A 16134-nucleotide genomic window follows, 5' to 3' on the forward strand; every position below is an offset into this window, starting at 1 on the left:
CTCTAAATATATATAAAAAAAGGAGGGGCGCATTGTCCCATCCCATTACAGTATATCATTCATGTTAAATTTACAGGATTGGCACTACAGGTACAAACATATTGAATACGCTTATTAAACCTACATAGAACAAACTTAAAGTAATAAACGCCACAATTGAAGATATGTCTAACATACCTAGAGGTGGAATCATTTTTCTGAAAGGTTCTAAAAACGGTTCATAAATCTTACCTAAAAATTGTCCTATAGCTCCTTCTCTTAATCCAGGTAACCAAGATGTTAAGAAGTAAACAATCATACCATATTGATAAATTTTAACAACAAACAATACAAATCCTAAAATTGTACTTAATAATCCGCTATCCATATACTATTTCCTCTATTCTTGATAAGGGTCAACTTGTTCAATTTGTTCTGTGATTGATCCAGCAACTTCAACATTATCAGGTGTGCACAAGAAAATATCTGTCCCAACTCTTCTAATGTCACCGCCGATAGCATAAACTGTTCCACTTAAGAAATCGATTATTCTTTTAGCAGATACTTTATCTATTCTTTGTAAGTTTACTAGTGTTGTTCTTCTATTTTTAAGTTCATCTGCGATATCTTGTGTATCAGAAAATACTCTTGGTTCAAACAAGCACATTTTTGAATTTTGCGCAAAATCCATATTACCACCCATGCTCACCACATTTGTTTGAGATGAATTTGTACGTTTTTCACTCATGGCTTCTTTCCTTTCAGGTTTATTAAAATCACGTGAACGTTGTGATTGATATCTTGTTGTATTATTCTGTTGTGACGGTACACTTTTTAAAGTATTCTGTGCTGTTTTCTTTTTCTCTTGAGAGCTTTGTTCTTGCTCGGGGGCTCTACTTTGCTCTTGACGTGGTTCTTCGTATACTTCCTCTTCATCATCTACTATGAAGAAACCTTTAAACACATCTTTAATAGCCATAATTTACACTCCTTATTCACCAACTAATTTTGTACCAATTCGAACATATGAAGCACCTTCTATTATTGCTTCATTAAAATCATTGCTCATGCCCATAGATAATTCTGTACATGGTGCATAGCTTAGATTTAATGATTGTACTTTATCTTTTAACAGTCTTAGTTGTTTGAAATATTGTCTTAATTTTTCTTTGTCTTCGGTTAGTGGTGCCATAGTCATTAAACCAACAATTTCAATGTGTTCAAAATTTTCCATTTCTTTAATAAAAGGAATGACTTCTTCTGGTGACATACCGTGTTTAGATTCCTCACCTGAAACATTAACTTGAACAAAACATTTAACTTTATGATTGGCACGTTTTTCTATTTCTTTTGCTAATTTCAACCTATCTAGTGCGTGTAAGTAATCGATGTCATCAATGACTTCTTTTACTTTTCTTGTTTGCAGAGACCCAATAAAATGCATAATTGCATCATCAGGAAGTTGCTTTTTCTTTTCAATGAAACCTTCAATTCTATTTTCACCGAAATTTCTTAAACCAGCTTGATAAGCTTCTATAGCTCGGTCTATTGTAACATATTTTGTAACAACAATCACTTGAGGTGATGTTTCAAAACTTGATTCTTTAGTACTGTTACGAATTTGTGACTCTATATCTACTAAATTTTCTTTTACCGATTTCAAAATTATACCTACTTTCTACCTATAAATGCAAGCATTCTTCCAGTATTTCCTTGTTCTACTCTATAGGAAAAGAACTTATCTGTTTCACTAGCTGTACAATGATTTGTCTTAACGATATGTTCTGGTTTTACACCATAAAATATAGCTAACAATTCATTTGCTCTTTTCAAATCTATACCATGTTTATTCTGACCTCTATTTTCAATATATAAAGATGAATCAATTGGTAAAGACTTAAATTTATTGTAAATATCATCGTTAATTTCATAACTATTTGAAGTTGAAGGACCGATAACAATTCTAAGGTTCTCAATATCACCTTTATAGTTTTCAATCATCTCTTTAATGATTTGCGATTGAGTTCCTCTCCAACCTGCATGACAAAGTCCGACATACTCGCTATTCGTATCATACAAATAAATTGGTACGCAATCAGCAAAACACATTGTCAGTAAAATATTTGATTCATAAGTGTATAATCCATCTAATCCATATAACTCGTTAGTAAGCTCTGATATATTTTTACCTCTATCTGATGATTTAACTTCTTGAATTTTATTTTCATGAGTTTGGATTGGAAACACCCATGAATCACACGAGAAGCCAATCTCATCAGCTAATACTCTTTGGTGTTTTGTAATATTCTCTGGATTATCATCTATATAACGCGCCATGTTAAAAGCATTATTTGGGTAAGGACTGTGACCGTCAGTTCTTGTTGTGATCCCAATTGTTAAATCAGGTCTTTCTTGAACATTATATGATAAGTGGTGATTTTGCTGACTAAATATTTCTTCCATGTTATCTCTCCTAATAAAAAAAGTCATCAGGACATATGCCTGATGACTTTTAAAGTTCATTTATCGTCTAGAGCGTCTAGAACGTCTATCTTCTCTATTTCGAATGAAACTTGGAATATCACTATCATCAGTTGATTCATTTGCAGCAGGTTTACTTTCAAATGAAGCTTTTCTATCTAGTGACTCTCCTTCATCTCTTTTTGAAGGTGCTTCTGTAGTTCCACCAAATGCTCCGCCACCTTGAGGTTTGCGCGCACTAGAAGGTTTATCATTAAAACCTGTTGCAATTACTGTAACGACTAATTCGTCTTGTAATTCAGGATTAATAACTGTACCAAATATCATGTTAACATCTTCGTCAGCAGCATCTTGAACGATATCAGCAGCTTCTTGTGCTTCGAATAGAGATAGTGATTCTCCACCCGTAATGTTCATAAGGACACCTTGAGCGCCTACGATAGATGTTTCTAATAATGGAGAAGAAATTGCTTTCTTAGCCGCTTCAATTGCTCTATTTTCACCAGAAGAAACACCGATACCCATTAATGCTGAACCTTGGTTAGACATAATCGTTTTTACGTCTGCAAAGTCTAAGTTTACTTCACCAGAAACAGCGATTAAATCAGAGATACCTTGTACACCTTGACGTAATACATTGTCTGCTTCTTTGAAAGCTTCCATCATAGGTGTAGATTTATCTACAATATCTAATAAACGATCGTTAGGAATAACGATTAAAGTGTCTACTGAAGCTTTCATAGATTCTACGCCAGCTGCAGCTTGTGTTTGACGTTTGCGACCTTCAAAGCTAAATGGACGAGTAACAACACCAACTGTTAATGCACCCATTTCTTTAGCAATTTTAGCAACAACTGGTGCAGCACCTGTACCAGTTCCGCCACCCATACCTGCAGTTACGAATACCATATCTGCACCTTGAATAGCATCTTCTATTTGTTCACGAGATTCTTCAGCAGCTTTTTTACCAATTTCTGGGTTAGCACCTGCTCCTAAACCTCGAGTTAATTTTTCACCAATTTGAATTTTTGATGACGCTTTAGATAAGTTTAACGCTTGACCATCTGTGTTAATAGAAATAAATTCTACATTATTCATACCATGGTCTATCATACGGTTTACAGCGTTGTTACCGCCGCCACCAACACCAATTACTTTTAAAGTAGCTAAATGATTAAATCCTTGCTCAAATTCTAACATTTATTATCCTCCTAATCTTTATGACCCATCAATCAAATAACGATTTCATTAATTTCTTGAATACACTTGGCTTCTCTTCTTGACTATCCGAATCATAATCAGCTTCGGAGTGATTGTCGTTACCAGAACTTGAAGCTTTTGTATCATTATTTTTGTCTTTGTTTTGTTTTTTCTTAAACCATTGTTCATAAGGTTTTGCTTTAGATTCTTGATTTACTTCATCATAAGTTTCTTCTTCAATTGTATCCGCATCATAATTATTCATTGTAACATAATCTAGTAGCTCATCAAAGACAATTCCACTAGATATGGTAGAGATACTTGACGTAAATTCTGGTTTGCGAATTCCCATTTGAGATGGTGTGTGTATACGTACTTTTTCGTTCACCATATCTTGTAATAATTCTTTAATTCCTAATAGATTTGAAGTACCGCCAGTTACGATAAATCCACCGTTAACATTTGTAATACCCATATCTTGTAATAAATCAAAAACATCGAAGAAAATTTCTTCCATTCTTGATTCAATAATTTCACTTAATTCTTTTTGAGTAAATTGTGCGTGACCTTCTTCATTGATTTGCTCAACACTGAAAACATCTTGATCAGATGCTGAGTCATAGAATGAATGACCATATTGTTGTTTGATTTTTTCAGCGTTGTCATATGTAGTATTTAATGCTTTAGCAATATCTGTTGTAATGCTTCTTCCTGCCATTTCAATTGTATCCGCATCAACAAGATTGCCTCGTTCATAGAAACCTACTTGAGTTAAATCTTCACCTATATCAATGACACAAGCGCCTAACTCAACTTCTGTTGGCGATAAGATTGACTGATAATTATAAGCATCTGAGAATACTTCTAATACATCTACACCACATGATTCTACACATTTAATTATATTGATTAAAAGTGATTTAGATGTTGCAATCACACCAGCTTCAACCTTCAATGATTGTGTAGCAACCATTTCTTTAGGGTCTGAAACTTCATGCAAATCGTCTACTATGAATTTCATTGGGAATACCCCAACAACTTCGGTTTCAGGTACGTCATTCAATCCTCTTATGCCTTCTAAGACAGATTCTATGTGAGCACCATCAATCTCTGTTTCTGTTCCTTCAAATGGTATTTCATATTTTTCATCATATATTTCCGTATTTACGATAGGCATTTTTAAGAAAACTTCTTTAATGTCTACTCCAGAAGCAATCGCCGCTTTTTTGATTGTATCTTTAATTGCTTGCTTAGCAATATCAAAATCATCTATACAACCATTTCTTATTCCATTTGTAAACGTTTGCCCTGTACCTATCACGTTAATGCCATTATGAAATTTTTCTCCTACAATTACTTTTACACTCGATGAACCTATATCTAAACTAATATAATAATGTTCCTCCATCGATAGGCACCTCCTCTAAGACATGATAATCTAATTTACACTATTCTTAGTTTACATGATTGATGTTTTAATGTGAACTAATAATAGGTTTATTTGTTGAATTTTTAGTTAATCTGATGATTTTTCTGTTGATTTTGGTTCTTCATCAGATTTTTCTAGTTCTTTTGATAAATCTTGTAATGCTTGATCTAACTTTTGTTGCTCAGATTTTGTATTTTCTTCTTGTTCACTTTCTTTATTTGCACGCTCTTTTTGTTGTTCTTTAGATTCATATGGTAAGAATGTAGCACCGACTTGTAAATCAACAAAACCTGGTGTTTTTAATTCTCCAGTATTATCTCTCTCTAATTTATCAGATATGCTAGGATAATAGTTAATTTTATTTGCAAAAGTTTGAATATCTCCAACAACTTCTACATTATCTGTCATAAACATTTGGATTCTATTTTGATTATTTTCACCTGGTTTATAATTAATTTCTGAAATCATTGATTTTACTTTAGGTTTTACTTTCTTTAACTCTGGTACAATTTTGTTTAATTTTTTAGAAGTGAAGTCATTTAAAATCGGAACATCGATTGGTAAATCTGTTGATAATTTTTTGATAGTAGAACCGTTTTCCAATAGTGGTTCATACCCTTTTTTATTTTTGATTAAGCCTATTGTTTCATATTCTTTAACATTTACGATTAAATCATTAGGAAAACGACGCTTTATTTCAACATTTTTAATACCTTCGATTTTTTCAATCTTAGATTTCATTTCGCTCATTGGCAAATTATAAATTCTAGAATCAGATTTTATATTTAATGCTTTTTCGATATCTTTTTTAGCAACAAGCTTTTCACCATTAATTTCTACTTTATCTACTTTACTGATATCCGTAAACATATATAAAACTACTAACAAGACAAGGAGTATAACACCAATGAATACGCCTAATTGAATTTGTCGTCTACGCTTTCTTTTTGTTTTTAGACTTTTAAGGTGTTTATCTTCTGTAGCCGTTTCAAATTGTAAAATATCTTCATTTTTATCAGAACTCTTACTCACTGTTGTCACTCCTTATAACCATTTTTCTAGAATGAAGGTAAATGTTTTTGGAAACTCTCAATAAATTCATCTCCACGTGCTTCAAATGTATCGTATTGATCCCAACTTGCGCATGCGGGAGATAATAATACAACATCATTAGATTGAATATGATCTTGTATTAAATCAACAGCACCTTTAACATCTTTAGCTTCTAGTACTTCTTTACCTTGACTTGCACCTAAAGTTTTTAATTTACCTTTTGTTTCACCAAAAGTGACCATTAATCTAACTTTATCCATATAAGGAATTAAATCGTCGAAATCATTACCTCTATCTAATCCCCCACATAACCAAATAATTGGTGAATTAAATGAGCTTAACGCAAATCTTGTTGCTAATGTATTTGTAGCTTTCGAATCATTGTAATATTTATTACCTCTGTTTGTTCCTATGTACTGTAGTCTATGTTTTATCCCAGAGAATGTAGTAAGGGTATGAACTATAGACTTGATATCTACTCCGGATATAATAGAAGCGAGAACTGCTACTAATACATTTTCTAAATTATGCTTACCAGGTAATACAATGTCATTCGTGTTAATAATACGCACACCATTATATACTACATAATCGTCTTTGATGTATATCCCGTTTACCTCTTGTTCTGTTGAAAAATATAAAATCTTTGATTTAATTTCATCTTTGTCAATAAGATGTCTTTGTTCATAATTAAATATTAGATAATCATCTTCAGTTTGATTTTTAAATATATTCTTTTTAGCATTTTGATACTCTTCTAATGAACCATGATAATCTAAGTGAGCTGAATAAATATTTGTAACAATTGCAATATGAGGCCTGTATTCAACCGTTCCTAGAAGTTGGAATGACGATAACTCAGTAATTAGGTAATCATCTTTCGTCACATCTTGTGCTACTTTCGATGCTACAACACCTATATTGCCCGATACTTGGCCTTTCACTTTGCTGTTTCCAAACATATCACCAATTAGTGAAGTAACTGTAGTTTTCCCGTTTGTTCCTGTGATACCAATTATAGGCGCTTCAGAAATATAATAACTTAACTCAATTTCCGTTATGATTTTTAAATTCTTATTTAATGCCTCTTGTAATAAAGGAATTTTATATGGGATACCTGGGTTTTTAACGATTAATGGATTATTATCCAATAAACTCAGTGGATGTTCACCACTAATAACTTTAATCCCATCATTTACAAGCTCCAATGCATGTGGATTGTTCGTTAAATCTTGTCCATCATTTACTATAACGTTTGCACCTAGTTTCTTACAAAGCTTAGCACTTTCATATCCACTTTTTGCTAACCCTAAAATCAAGACGTTCTTATCTTTCAATCCAGTATATGGCTTCACTTTACATCACTCCAATCCATAGACCTATAGCCCCTGTAATGATACCAGTAGCCCAAAATACTAATACAACTTTCCATTCACTCCAACCTACTAATTCAAAATGATGGTGCAATGGACTCATTTTAAATATTCTTTTTCCAGTAAGTTTATACGAAGTTACTTGTAGCATTACAGATAAAGTTTCAATAACGAATACAAAACCGATCAATAATAAAGTAATTTCTTGATTTAACATAATAGAAATAGTTGCAAAGATACCGCCTAATGCCAAGCTACCTGTGTCACCCATAAATACTTTTGCTGGATACTTATTATAAATTAAGAATCCAATTAAACTAGCTAACATCACTAAACAGAATAACCCTATTTCTGGTTTACCTAAAACAAATGACAATATTGCATAAAATGCAAATGCTATAACAGATAGCCCAGTCGATAAGCCATCTAACCCATCAGTTAAGTTAACAGCATTACTAAATCCTACTTGCCAAAATATAATAAACACGATATAGAATACTGATAACGGTAATGACCAATCAGTAAACGGTATATTAATCGCTGACTCAAATTGATAATTTGGTAACGCAACACTGACAATATAAAATATTACAGCTATTGCAATTTGAGCTAAAAACTTCTGTTTACTCGTTAAGCCTTGGTTATTTTTTTTAACGACAATTATATAATCGTCTATAAAACCAATCAGTCCAAAACCTATTGTGACAAATAATAATAAAATTAGTGGTCCGATTTGGTCAGCGAAAAATAATGCAATAACCGTCACTACAATGGTAGAAAGTAAAAATGTCAATCCGCCCATTGTTGGTGTGCCTGTTTTTTTCATATGACTTTGAGGACCCTCTTCTCTTATACTCTGCCCAAACTTAAGTTTTTTAAGTGTAGGGATAAGTATTGGTACAAGAATCAAAGTCAATAAAAACGCAATGACAGGTAGCGTAAAATTCATAATAGTTCACCTTTTCTTTTGTTTATTTATCAGGAATCATCTGATTCTTTAGAATCATTCGATTTCTCTTCTTTTTTATCTTTATTATCTTTCTCTTTATCTTCTTTATCTTTTTCACTTGTATCTTCTTCTGGTACTTGCCCTATTGAATCATCTCCATTTGGATGATTATTAGACAACGTAAATTTAACTTCAGTGCCTGATTTAATTTTTTGATTTTCATCTACTGATTGTTCTTTAACATAACCAGAACCTTCTGTTTCAGCTTTAATACCAGTCGCTTCTTGAAGTTTTAATATATCACGTTTTGTCCATTTTTCAGTATTAGGCATTGTTAGTTCGCCATCTGTCACAAGTAATACTCTTTCTTTATCTTGTACGCTTTTATCTTTTAGTGGTAATTGTTTTATTATTTTTTCTCCATTACCGATAACGACAGGTTCTAATTTCTTACCTTTTACAATGTCTGTAGCCTTTTTAGTTTCCATATTAACAACATCTGGAATTTTTGAAGAGTCATTTTTCTCTTTTCCTTCACTTTCTTCTACATCTAAATATTTCAATGTATTCTCCATTATTGGATTAAAGCCACGAGAAACACCATATTCATAAGCTTCTAAGTCTCGTTTCTTAGCTAGCGACATACCTGCATAAACTACTACTTCTGGATCTTTAGCTGGTGCATACCCCATAAAACTTACAAAGTAAGGATTAGCCCCATCTACGTATCCGCCACCTTTAGTGTCAGGAACTTGTGCAGTACCTGTCTTACCAGCAACACGATATCCATCAATTTTGTAATTGGTTGCATTACTGTCTTTACTATTTACCACTTTATCCAATTCAGTCATCGTTTTCTGAGCTGTATCTTTTGAAATTGGATTACCTACTACTTTTTTCTTACCTTCTTTAATCGTTTCTTTAGTTTGTTGATTTTTTATTGATTGAACATAATATGGTTGTAACATATTACCTTGATTTAAAATCGCAGTTTCTGCCTGTAACATTTGAATTGGCGTTACAGTTGTAGATTGTCCAAACGAAGATGTTTTTCTTTGAAGTTCATTATCAAATGCAATGTTACCAGGAGCTTCGCTATCGAATAAACTTCCTGTTTTCTTACCAAAACCGAATTTTTCATAATAAGTTTTCGCTTTATCTGCACCAACTAAATCTTGTAATTTCATCATTAAAGTGTTTGCTGAATATGTGAATCCAGTTGTCATAGGTATATTACCCCAGCCATCATCGTTCCAGTCATAAATTTTAAATCCGTCAATTTCTCTATGACCTGTTTTGAATTTTTTATTAGGTTCGAATTTGCCTTCTTCAATTGCAGCAGCTAGTCCGTACGTTTTAAATGTCGAACCAGGTTCATATGTATTTTGATATAAATCATTCGCCCATTTTTTACCAAAGTCTTCTTTTGTATCTGGATTAAATGTCGGTCGTTGACTATAGCCTAATATTTCACCTGATTTAGCATCCATAACAACTGCAAATAAATCTTCTGGTTCATAACGATCAACCATTTTATCTAATGCATTCTCAACAAATACTTGGATATTCGAATCTAATGTTAGATGTACATCGTCACCATTTTTAGCTTCAATATTATCTTCTGAGTTTGGTACTAACATGCCCCAAATATCTTGTTTATAAGAATTTTTACCTGTCTTACCTTTTAGATAACTATCAAAGACTTTTTCAGCACCATATACACCTGTTAACTTATTAGTTTCCTGATCTTTATCAGCTAATCCTATAAGATGGGATGCAAAATTGCCATTTGGATAAAATCGTTTCTTTTCGGTTTCAAAAGTAATACCTGGAAGTTTTAATTTCTCAATATCTGTTTTTTGCTTATAAGTTAAATCTTTTCCTTTTTGACCAAATTCAACTTGGAAAGCATTTTTAGTTTTCAACCTTTTTAATACATCTTTTTCATCCATTTTTAAGATTTTCGAAAGTTCTTTTGCTGTTTTCTCTTTATCTTTTACGTGCCTCGGTTTATCACTATCTTTACTCATTTTTTTATCTAGAATAGCGACCAATTTATAACTATCCGTGTCTTCTGCTAACACTTTTCCATTTCTGTCATAAATTTTACCTCTTTCAGGTTGAGCAACTGTTTGTCTTAAATATTTTTCACTTGCTCTATATGCTAAATCCTCTCCAGCAGCTTGTCCACTGATCATGAGGTAGGAATATCTTAAGACCAATATAAAAAAGAGCAGTCCGAAAAAACTTACTAAGAGGACTGCTCCTATTTTATTTTTCTTTATTTTAATTTTTGGCATCACTACGCACTACCTTTACATTGTTGTTATTCAACTTAAGACCATAGTCTTCAGCTTTTTCGTAGATACGTTCATATGATGACTGCTTCATAGATTCTGTTTTCAAATCACCATTAGTAGTTTTTTGCTCTTCAATTTTATTATCTAATTCTGCAATTTGAGTTTTATTATTGTACGCATCCATTTTTAAAGATAGCATATAAATACTTATCAACGCAATCATAGTTATTAGTGTTATGTATACAAACTTTTCTATCCTTGATATACCAACTACTTTACTTTTGGTAACTTTTTTTCTTTGCGGTTCGACTTGTGGCTCTTGCCACTCGTCAGGTCTATAATTTGGATATATTCTCTCTACTGCCATTCAATTGCCACTCCTCTAACTACTTTAAGATTTCTGCTACTCTTAGCTTCGCACTTCTTGCTCGGTTATTTTCTTCAAGTTCCTCGTCATCAGAAATAATAGGCTTTCTGTTAACTCTTTTGAGTTTAGGTTGGTATTCCTCAGGTACAACTGGTAATCCTCTTGGGACACCCGGCCCTTTTTCATACTCTTGAAATACTTGTTTACACAAACGATCTTCTAAAGAATGGAAAGTGATAACGGAAATCCTCCCACCAACTTTGACATGTTGTATAGCTGCTTCAATAGATTCTTCAAAGGCTCCTAGCTCATCATTCACTGCAATTCTCACAGCTTGGAACACTCTTTTAGCTGGGTGTCCGCCTTTTCTACGCTTAGCAGCTGGGATTCCTTCTTTTATCAAATCCACTAGTTCGAAAGTCGTTTCTATAGGAGCATTTTCTCGTCTTGCTTCAATCTTTCTAGCTATTTGTTTAGAGAACTTCTCTTCACCATATCTAAAAAATGTTTTAACAAGTTGCTCATACGGCCATTCGTTTATCACTTCATATGCAGATAGTGATTGAGTTTGGTCCATTCTCATATCAAGCTTTGCATCATAATGATAACTAAAACCTCTTTCAGGAGTATCAAGTTGCGGACTTGAAACGCCCAAGTCATAAAGCACACCATCTACTTTGCTTATATCTAATGATTCTAATATATGTTCTAAATTTCTAAAGTTGTCTTGTACAAAGGTTACTTTATGGATATGATCCTTCAAAATATTTTTAGCATGTTGAATAGCCGTCTCATCTTGATCGATTGCAATTAGATGACCATCATCATTCAATTGTTCGGCTAGGTATAAACTATGCCCAGCTCCACCTAATGTACAATCTACGTATGTACCATCGGGTTTTATGTCTAATTTGTCTACTGTTTCTCTTAATAGTACTGATACGTGATGAAACATTTACTCCACTCCTAAAAATCATTATCGATGAGATCTTCTGCAATGTCCTCAAAATTGTCTTCAGATTCATCATAAAAATCATTCCAAGTGTTTCTATCCCAAATTTCAATTCTGTTAGAAACACCAATTACTGTACATTCTTTACTTAAATTTGCATATGTTCTTAAATTCTGCGGGATGTTAATACGTCCTTGTTTGTCTAATTCAACTTCAACAGCACCTGAGAAAAACATTCTCATAAATTTACGTGCATCTTTTTTTGTAATAGGTAAGTTTTTTAATTTTTCTTCGATGCGTGCCCACTCTTCAAGTGTATAACCAAACAGACATTTATCTAGGCCTCTAGTGATAATAAAACGTTCATTCAAATCATATCTAAATTTCGAAGGTACAATCATACGTCCTTTAGTATCTAATTGATGTTGATATTCACCCATGAACATTTTATTTCACCTCACCTTATTTATAATTTACCACATTCCCCCACAATCCTCCACTATTTATACAAGTTTTCTCAAAATTTGTACAATACATAAAAAAAACACCGAATTTACAAGTCTGTAAATTCGGTGTAACCGTTGATATTTCTATACTTCTATTGTTATATGTTCGAAAGTGTAACAAAGTGGTGGATAGGTGGAGGGACTGAACACATCTGTCCCAAATTGATTCATAATTTGTACCGGATTCCACACTCTTTCTTGCAAACCTTGGTGAGGGTGTAACGTATTTTCTATTATTTCAAAATGTCTCATACTAATTTCGTTTTCTCTTTCAACATTCAGTAAATATCGATCTAATAAGTACTGATACTGATGTTGATGAATTTTGTTGTTTTTTTCTATTAATTGTCTATTTTGATATTCATCACCGATTTCATCAATTAATTTATGGTGGAATGATGTTTGTATATCTTTCATTTTTTCAATTTCTCTTAATACTTCATCAGATGCTTGAGCACGTATAAACTTATCTTTATCACTTTGTACGCCCTCTATTAAAATATCATTTATATCTAGTTCATATGATTCTATAGCTTTTTTCGCTTCTTGAGTTAAATAACTTATACGCATTCTAGGTGTTACAATTGGCATTTCAATATTTAATACGTTGAATACACCTTTTAACTCTCCCCAATAGATTATTTCGCTTGGACCACCAATAAAGCTTAAAGTATTAAATAAATATTCTTCCATAAGAGGTCTTGTTACCACATTATTAGAAAATCTCTCTGGGTAATTATCTATTAGTTGTAGCAATTCATCTTCACTAAATACAACCTCAGAATCCTTACTTAAATAAAAAGCATTTTCATCCGCCATTATTAATTGACGTTTGTCATTATACTCATAGAATAAATGTACATTCGTATCAGTCAAAATCATGCGATTTTTGATAACTTCTGCAAAATTATTTTGCGTTGTTCTGAAGGCTTCATCAACTTGTTTATAATTATTTATAATTTGTTTGAAGAATGGTTTTTCCATTTCTCTTAATCTTGGGTGATGAGCATCAATTACTAATAAACCGTATTCTTTAAAAATTTCATGTGTTAAATATTTAAACATATCACTCCATGAATGAGCATCCTTTACTATTTGAGTAATTAACGATTTTAAATCTTTTGAATGTTTTGTTTCTCCAATAGATTTAAACATATCATCTAAAGCTTTCAATATAAGCTCTTCGTCAAATACATATTCAGAAACACTTTTTTCTGGTGGTTCTACAGTATTATATTTGATTTTATTTAACTGTCTTGTGATACGGTCATATGCGTATGTATGATTCACTTCATCAAAATCATGATCTTCCCCAGCAATCCAAAATACTGGTATGATAGGTTGATTTAATTTTCGACTTTGCTCTTTAGCTAAAATAATGATAGAAATGATTTTATGAAATGTATAAAGTGGTCCTGTAAACAACCCCGCCTGTTGACCACCAATTACAACTTTATGACCTTTACTTAAATTTTGAATATTAGTTTCTTGAGCCTTTGATAAAGTTAAATCAGACATATAATTTCTTATAACATGTGCTAATATTTCTTCTCTACCATTAGCAGATGTCTCGCTTCGTCTAACGAATTCATCTTGTAAGCCTGGCTTATAATCATAAAAATTCAGTATTTCTTCACTTTGATTAGTGTATCTATCTATGAAACTATTTTGCTTATCAATTAACGTCTTTATACAGTCCATACGTGTCTTTCTCCTTCAGAATTGATTACTATAATAAGTATAAAGATTATAGCTAAATAAAACAATCTAACGGCTTATAATTTAAAATTTGTTATAAATGAAGTATAATTAAGAAAAGAGCAAGGGGGATTATCATGGCAAAAGTAGAACATTTACAAATTAATTACAAAACAGAAGAAGCATTTGAACAATTCCGAAACTTCGGTAACGAAGGTTTATATATGGTAGAAGAACTAAAAGGCAAAATTATAGATGCAAGTTCAGATTCACCATTTTTCGGCATTTATGTTGGGGATAAATTAGTTGCTCGAATGTGCTTATTCAAGCAAGATGAAGTTGAGAAGACTTATTTCCCTAACTTTAGTGATTATTTGATTTTATGGAAACTAGAAGTGTTAAAAGATTATCAAGACAGAGGTTACGGATTGCAATTATTAGACTATGCTAAAAGCTATGGCCTACCGATTAAATGTATTGCACGTAACCAATCTAAAGATTTCTTTGTAAATCATGGATTTAAAGATATCGAGCAACAAAATCAATCTGGAGAAGACGTTGTAATTTGGACTCCTTAAATAAAAAACAGTCTGGAATATAATTCCTAACTTAAAATAAATAGCATCTCATTTCACTGATTTATTCAGTTAGAAATGAGATGCTATTTTGTTATAGTCGTCAATTAAAATTTAGATATAACGTGTTTAGTTAAAATTTCTTTCGTCTTAGAGGCGACACCCTCTTATTGTGTTAATACGTACGATATAACATAAGCTGTTATCAATAAAAATGCGATTATATGTGTCTTCTTAAACATGACCAACAAAGCCATGAATTCTCTAACATACGTGTTAGGATAAAAGTATGTCTTTGAAACACCACCTGAAACAGTAGCATCAATCTTTAATTGCTTTGATAAAAATCCAGCTCTCAATATATGAAAATAATTCGAAACAATAATCGCAAACGGATTTACTTCATATTTTTTCATAATATCATAAGAATATATAAGGTTCTCTTTAGTATTTGTAGATTTTTCTTCCATAATAATATCTTTATTTGATACCCCTTGACTCAACAAATATTTACGCATAGCTTCTGCTTCACTTACAATTTCGTCTGGTCCTTGGCCTCCACTTACTATAAACACCGCATCTAAATTTTTCTTTTTTATTTTAATTGCTTTATCTAATCTTGCTTGAAGTAATGGCGTTACTTTGTCTTCTATAATGCCTGCTCCTAAAACGATAATGAAATGACTTTTTCTTTTTCTTGATAACCCACTTATGATCCAAGCATAAAGATTTTGAAATATGAAGATAATGTTTAAGTAATAGAATATTAGTGATACGTATACAATCCATACACCTTCATAAAATTTTAAAATTGAATCTGGCTTAAAACTAATGATTAAGAAATTAATAAGAATAAAAACACCATAACCTAAAACAAGCATATTATTAACAAATTTACCTTCATTCGCAATTTTCTTTTTGGTATTGAGAAGTGACAACAGCATAACTACAATAACTAATACACCATAAAACATATTAAGAATTAATAAGTAATTCACATTCATATTTAATTCAAAACTTGGGATGATTAGGTTCACAAATATACTGATTAAAACCGACATAAAAATAATAGCTAGAAAATAAACATTTTTATATTGGCGAAATTCTATTTTAAAACTCAATAAAAATATTATTAAAAAAACAATACCCACTGTCATTATGCTCACCCCTTCCCATTACTCATAACAATAAAAGTATATCATCATAATGAAAAATATTCATAAAATAAAGAATAAAATCATTTTATTAATTATCAGAATATTCAAATAACGT

General features: G+C 31.8%; 16 protein-coding genes. 1 reads left to right on the top strand and 15 read right to left on the bottom strand.

Translation table 11 applies throughout. The features are described 5' to 3' along the window. Positions 1-70: 70 nt before the first annotated feature. The 14 genes from ACNMOQ_RS09100 to bshC form a co-directional block, all read right to left on the bottom strand. Positions 71-367 carry a YggT family protein gene (locus ACNMOQ_RS09100; RefSeq protein ID WP_239706155.1) on the bottom strand — a complete coding sequence of 99 codons (297 nt, stop codon included), beginning with the start codon at positions 365-367 and terminating at the stop codon, positions 71-73. 12 nt (positions 368-379) lie between these two features. Beyond that, positions 380-958 carry a cell division protein SepF gene (locus ACNMOQ_RS09105; RefSeq protein WP_017000552.1) on the bottom strand — a complete coding sequence of 193 codons (579 nt, stop codon included), beginning with the start codon at positions 956-958 and terminating at the stop codon, positions 380-382. 12 nt (positions 959-970) lie between these two features. Continuing rightward, positions 971-1642 (bottom strand): YggS family pyridoxal phosphate-dependent enzyme, encoded by a 672-nt coding sequence (locus ACNMOQ_RS09110; RefSeq protein ID WP_017000551.1) that lies wholly within the window; start codon positions 1640-1642, stop codon positions 971-973. Between the two features lie 8 nt (positions 1643-1650). Next, a complete protein-coding gene (gene pgeF, locus ACNMOQ_RS09115; protein WP_017000550.1) occupies positions 1651-2442 on the bottom strand; it encodes a peptidoglycan editing factor PgeF in 792 nt (263 codons plus the stop codon). Between the two features lie 60 nt (positions 2443-2502). Further along, positions 2503-3660 carry a cell division protein FtsZ gene (gene ftsZ / locus ACNMOQ_RS09120; protein ID WP_017000549.1) on the bottom strand — a complete coding sequence of 386 codons (1158 nt, stop codon included), beginning with the start codon at positions 3658-3660 and terminating at the stop codon, positions 2503-2505. Between the two features lie 28 nt (positions 3661-3688). Then, positions 3689-5068 (bottom strand): cell division protein FtsA, encoded by a 1380-nt coding sequence (gene ftsA, locus ACNMOQ_RS09125; RefSeq protein WP_017000548.1) that lies wholly within the window; start codon positions 5066-5068, stop codon positions 3689-3691. 108 nt (positions 5069-5176) lie between these two features. Continuing rightward, positions 5177-6121, bottom strand: coding sequence for a cell division protein FtsQ/DivIB (locus ACNMOQ_RS09130; RefSeq protein ID WP_064204073.1), 945 nt, complete (start codon positions 6119-6121; stop codon positions 5177-5179). Between the two features lie 26 nt (positions 6122-6147). Then, positions 6148-7497: a UDP-N-acetylmuramoyl-L-alanine--D-glutamate ligase gene (gene murD / locus ACNMOQ_RS09135; RefSeq protein WP_064204074.1), complete on the bottom strand. Its 1350-nt coding sequence runs from the start codon at positions 7495-7497 to the stop codon at positions 6148-6150. Position 7498: 1 nt separating this feature from the next. Further along, entirely contained in the window at positions 7499-8464 is a 966-nt protein-coding gene (gene mraY, locus ACNMOQ_RS09140) for a phospho-N-acetylmuramoyl-pentapeptide-transferase (protein ID WP_416349750.1), read from the bottom strand. Positions 8465-8493: 29 nt separating this feature from the next. Beyond that, a complete protein-coding gene (locus ACNMOQ_RS09145) occupies positions 8494-10764 on the bottom strand; it encodes a penicillin-binding protein (protein ID WP_416349751.1) in 2271 nt (756 codons plus the stop codon). Next, on the bottom strand, positions 10751-11131 hold the full coding sequence (gene ftsL, locus ACNMOQ_RS09150; protein WP_064204076.1) for a cell division protein FtsL: 381 nt from the start codon (positions 11129-11131) through the stop codon (positions 10751-10753). Before ftsL ends, ACNMOQ_RS09145 begins: the two co-directional genes overlap by 14 nt. A gap of 19 nt (positions 11132-11150) precedes the next feature. Continuing rightward, entirely contained in the window at positions 11151-12086 is a 936-nt protein-coding gene (gene rsmH, locus ACNMOQ_RS09155) for a 16S rRNA (cytosine(1402)-N(4))-methyltransferase RsmH (protein ID WP_416349752.1), read from the bottom strand. An 11-nt stretch (positions 12087-12097) separates the two neighbouring features. Beyond that, entirely contained in the window at positions 12098-12529 is a 432-nt protein-coding gene (gene mraZ, locus ACNMOQ_RS09160; RefSeq protein WP_416349753.1) for a division/cell wall cluster transcriptional repressor MraZ, read from the bottom strand. Between the two features lie 144 nt (positions 12530-12673). Continuing rightward, a complete protein-coding gene (gene bshC / locus ACNMOQ_RS09165; RefSeq protein ID WP_416349754.1) occupies positions 12674-14290 on the bottom strand; it encodes a bacillithiol biosynthesis cysteine-adding enzyme BshC in 1617 nt (538 codons plus the stop codon). Positions 14291-14424: 134 nt separating this feature from the next. On the opposite strand from bshC, the gene ACNMOQ_RS09170 reads away from it, so the two are divergent. Beyond that, positions 14425-14865 (top strand): N-acetyltransferase, encoded by a 441-nt coding sequence (locus tag ACNMOQ_RS09170; protein WP_017000538.1) that lies wholly within the window; start codon positions 14425-14427, stop codon positions 14863-14865. A 164-nt stretch (positions 14866-15029) separates the two neighbouring features. Here ACNMOQ_RS09170 and ACNMOQ_RS09175 read toward each other — a convergent pair whose 3' ends face one another. Further along, positions 15030-15923 carry a YdcF family protein gene (locus ACNMOQ_RS09175; RefSeq protein ID WP_235854134.1) on the bottom strand — a complete coding sequence of 298 codons (894 nt, stop codon included), beginning with the start codon at positions 15921-15923 and terminating at the stop codon, positions 15030-15032. Positions 15924-16134: the final 211 nt, after the last annotated feature.

This window comes from Mammaliicoccus lentus, from assembly GCF_947036595.1.
Classification (GTDB): domain Bacteria; phylum Bacillota; class Bacilli; order Staphylococcales; family Staphylococcaceae; genus Mammaliicoccus; species Mammaliicoccus lentus.

Coding starts and splice junctions, on each gene's coding strand:
- ACNMOQ_RS09100 (WP_239706155.1), bottom strand. CDS start 367: ATGGATAGCGGATTATTAAGTACAATTTTAGGATTTGTATTGTTTGTT.
- ACNMOQ_RS09105 (WP_017000552.1), bottom strand. CDS start 958: ATGGCTATTAAAGATGTGTTTAAAGGTTTCTTCATAGTAGATGATGAA.
- pgeF (WP_017000550.1), bottom strand. CDS start 2,442: ATGGAAGAAATATTTAGTCAGCAAAATCACCACTTATCATATAATGTT.
- ftsZ (WP_017000549.1), bottom strand. CDS start 3,660: ATGTTAGAATTTGAGCAAGGATTTAATCATTTAGCTACTTTAAAAGTA.
- ftsA (WP_017000548.1), bottom strand. CDS start 5,068: ATGGAGGAACATTATTATATTAGTTTAGATATAGGTTCATCGAGTGTA.
- mraY (WP_416349750.1), bottom strand. CDS start 8,464: ATGAATTTTACGCTACCTGTCATTGCGTTTTTATTGACTTTGATTCTT.
- ACNMOQ_RS09145 (WP_416349751.1), bottom strand. CDS start 10,764: ATGCCAAAAATTAAAATAAAGAAAAATAAAATAGGAGCAGTCCTCTTA.
- ftsL (WP_064204076.1), bottom strand. CDS start 11,131: ATGGCAGTAGAGAGAATATATCCAAATTATAGACCTGACGAGTGGCAA.
- rsmH (WP_416349752.1), bottom strand. CDS start 12,086: ATGTTTCATCACGTATCAGTACTATTAAGAGAAACAGTAGACAAATTA.
- mraZ (WP_416349753.1), bottom strand. CDS start 12,529: ATGTTCATGGGTGAATATCAACATCAATTAGATACTAAAGGACGTATG.
- bshC (WP_416349754.1), bottom strand. CDS start 14,290: ATGGACTGTATAAAGACGTTAATTGATAAGCAAAATAGTTTCATAGAT.
- ACNMOQ_RS09170 (WP_017000538.1), top strand. CDS start 14,425: ATGGCAAAAGTAGAACATTTACAAATTAATTACAAAACAGAAGAAGCA.
- ACNMOQ_RS09175 (WP_235854134.1), bottom strand. CDS start 15,923: ATGTCGGTTTTAATCAGTATATTTGTGAACCTAATCATCCCAAGTTTT.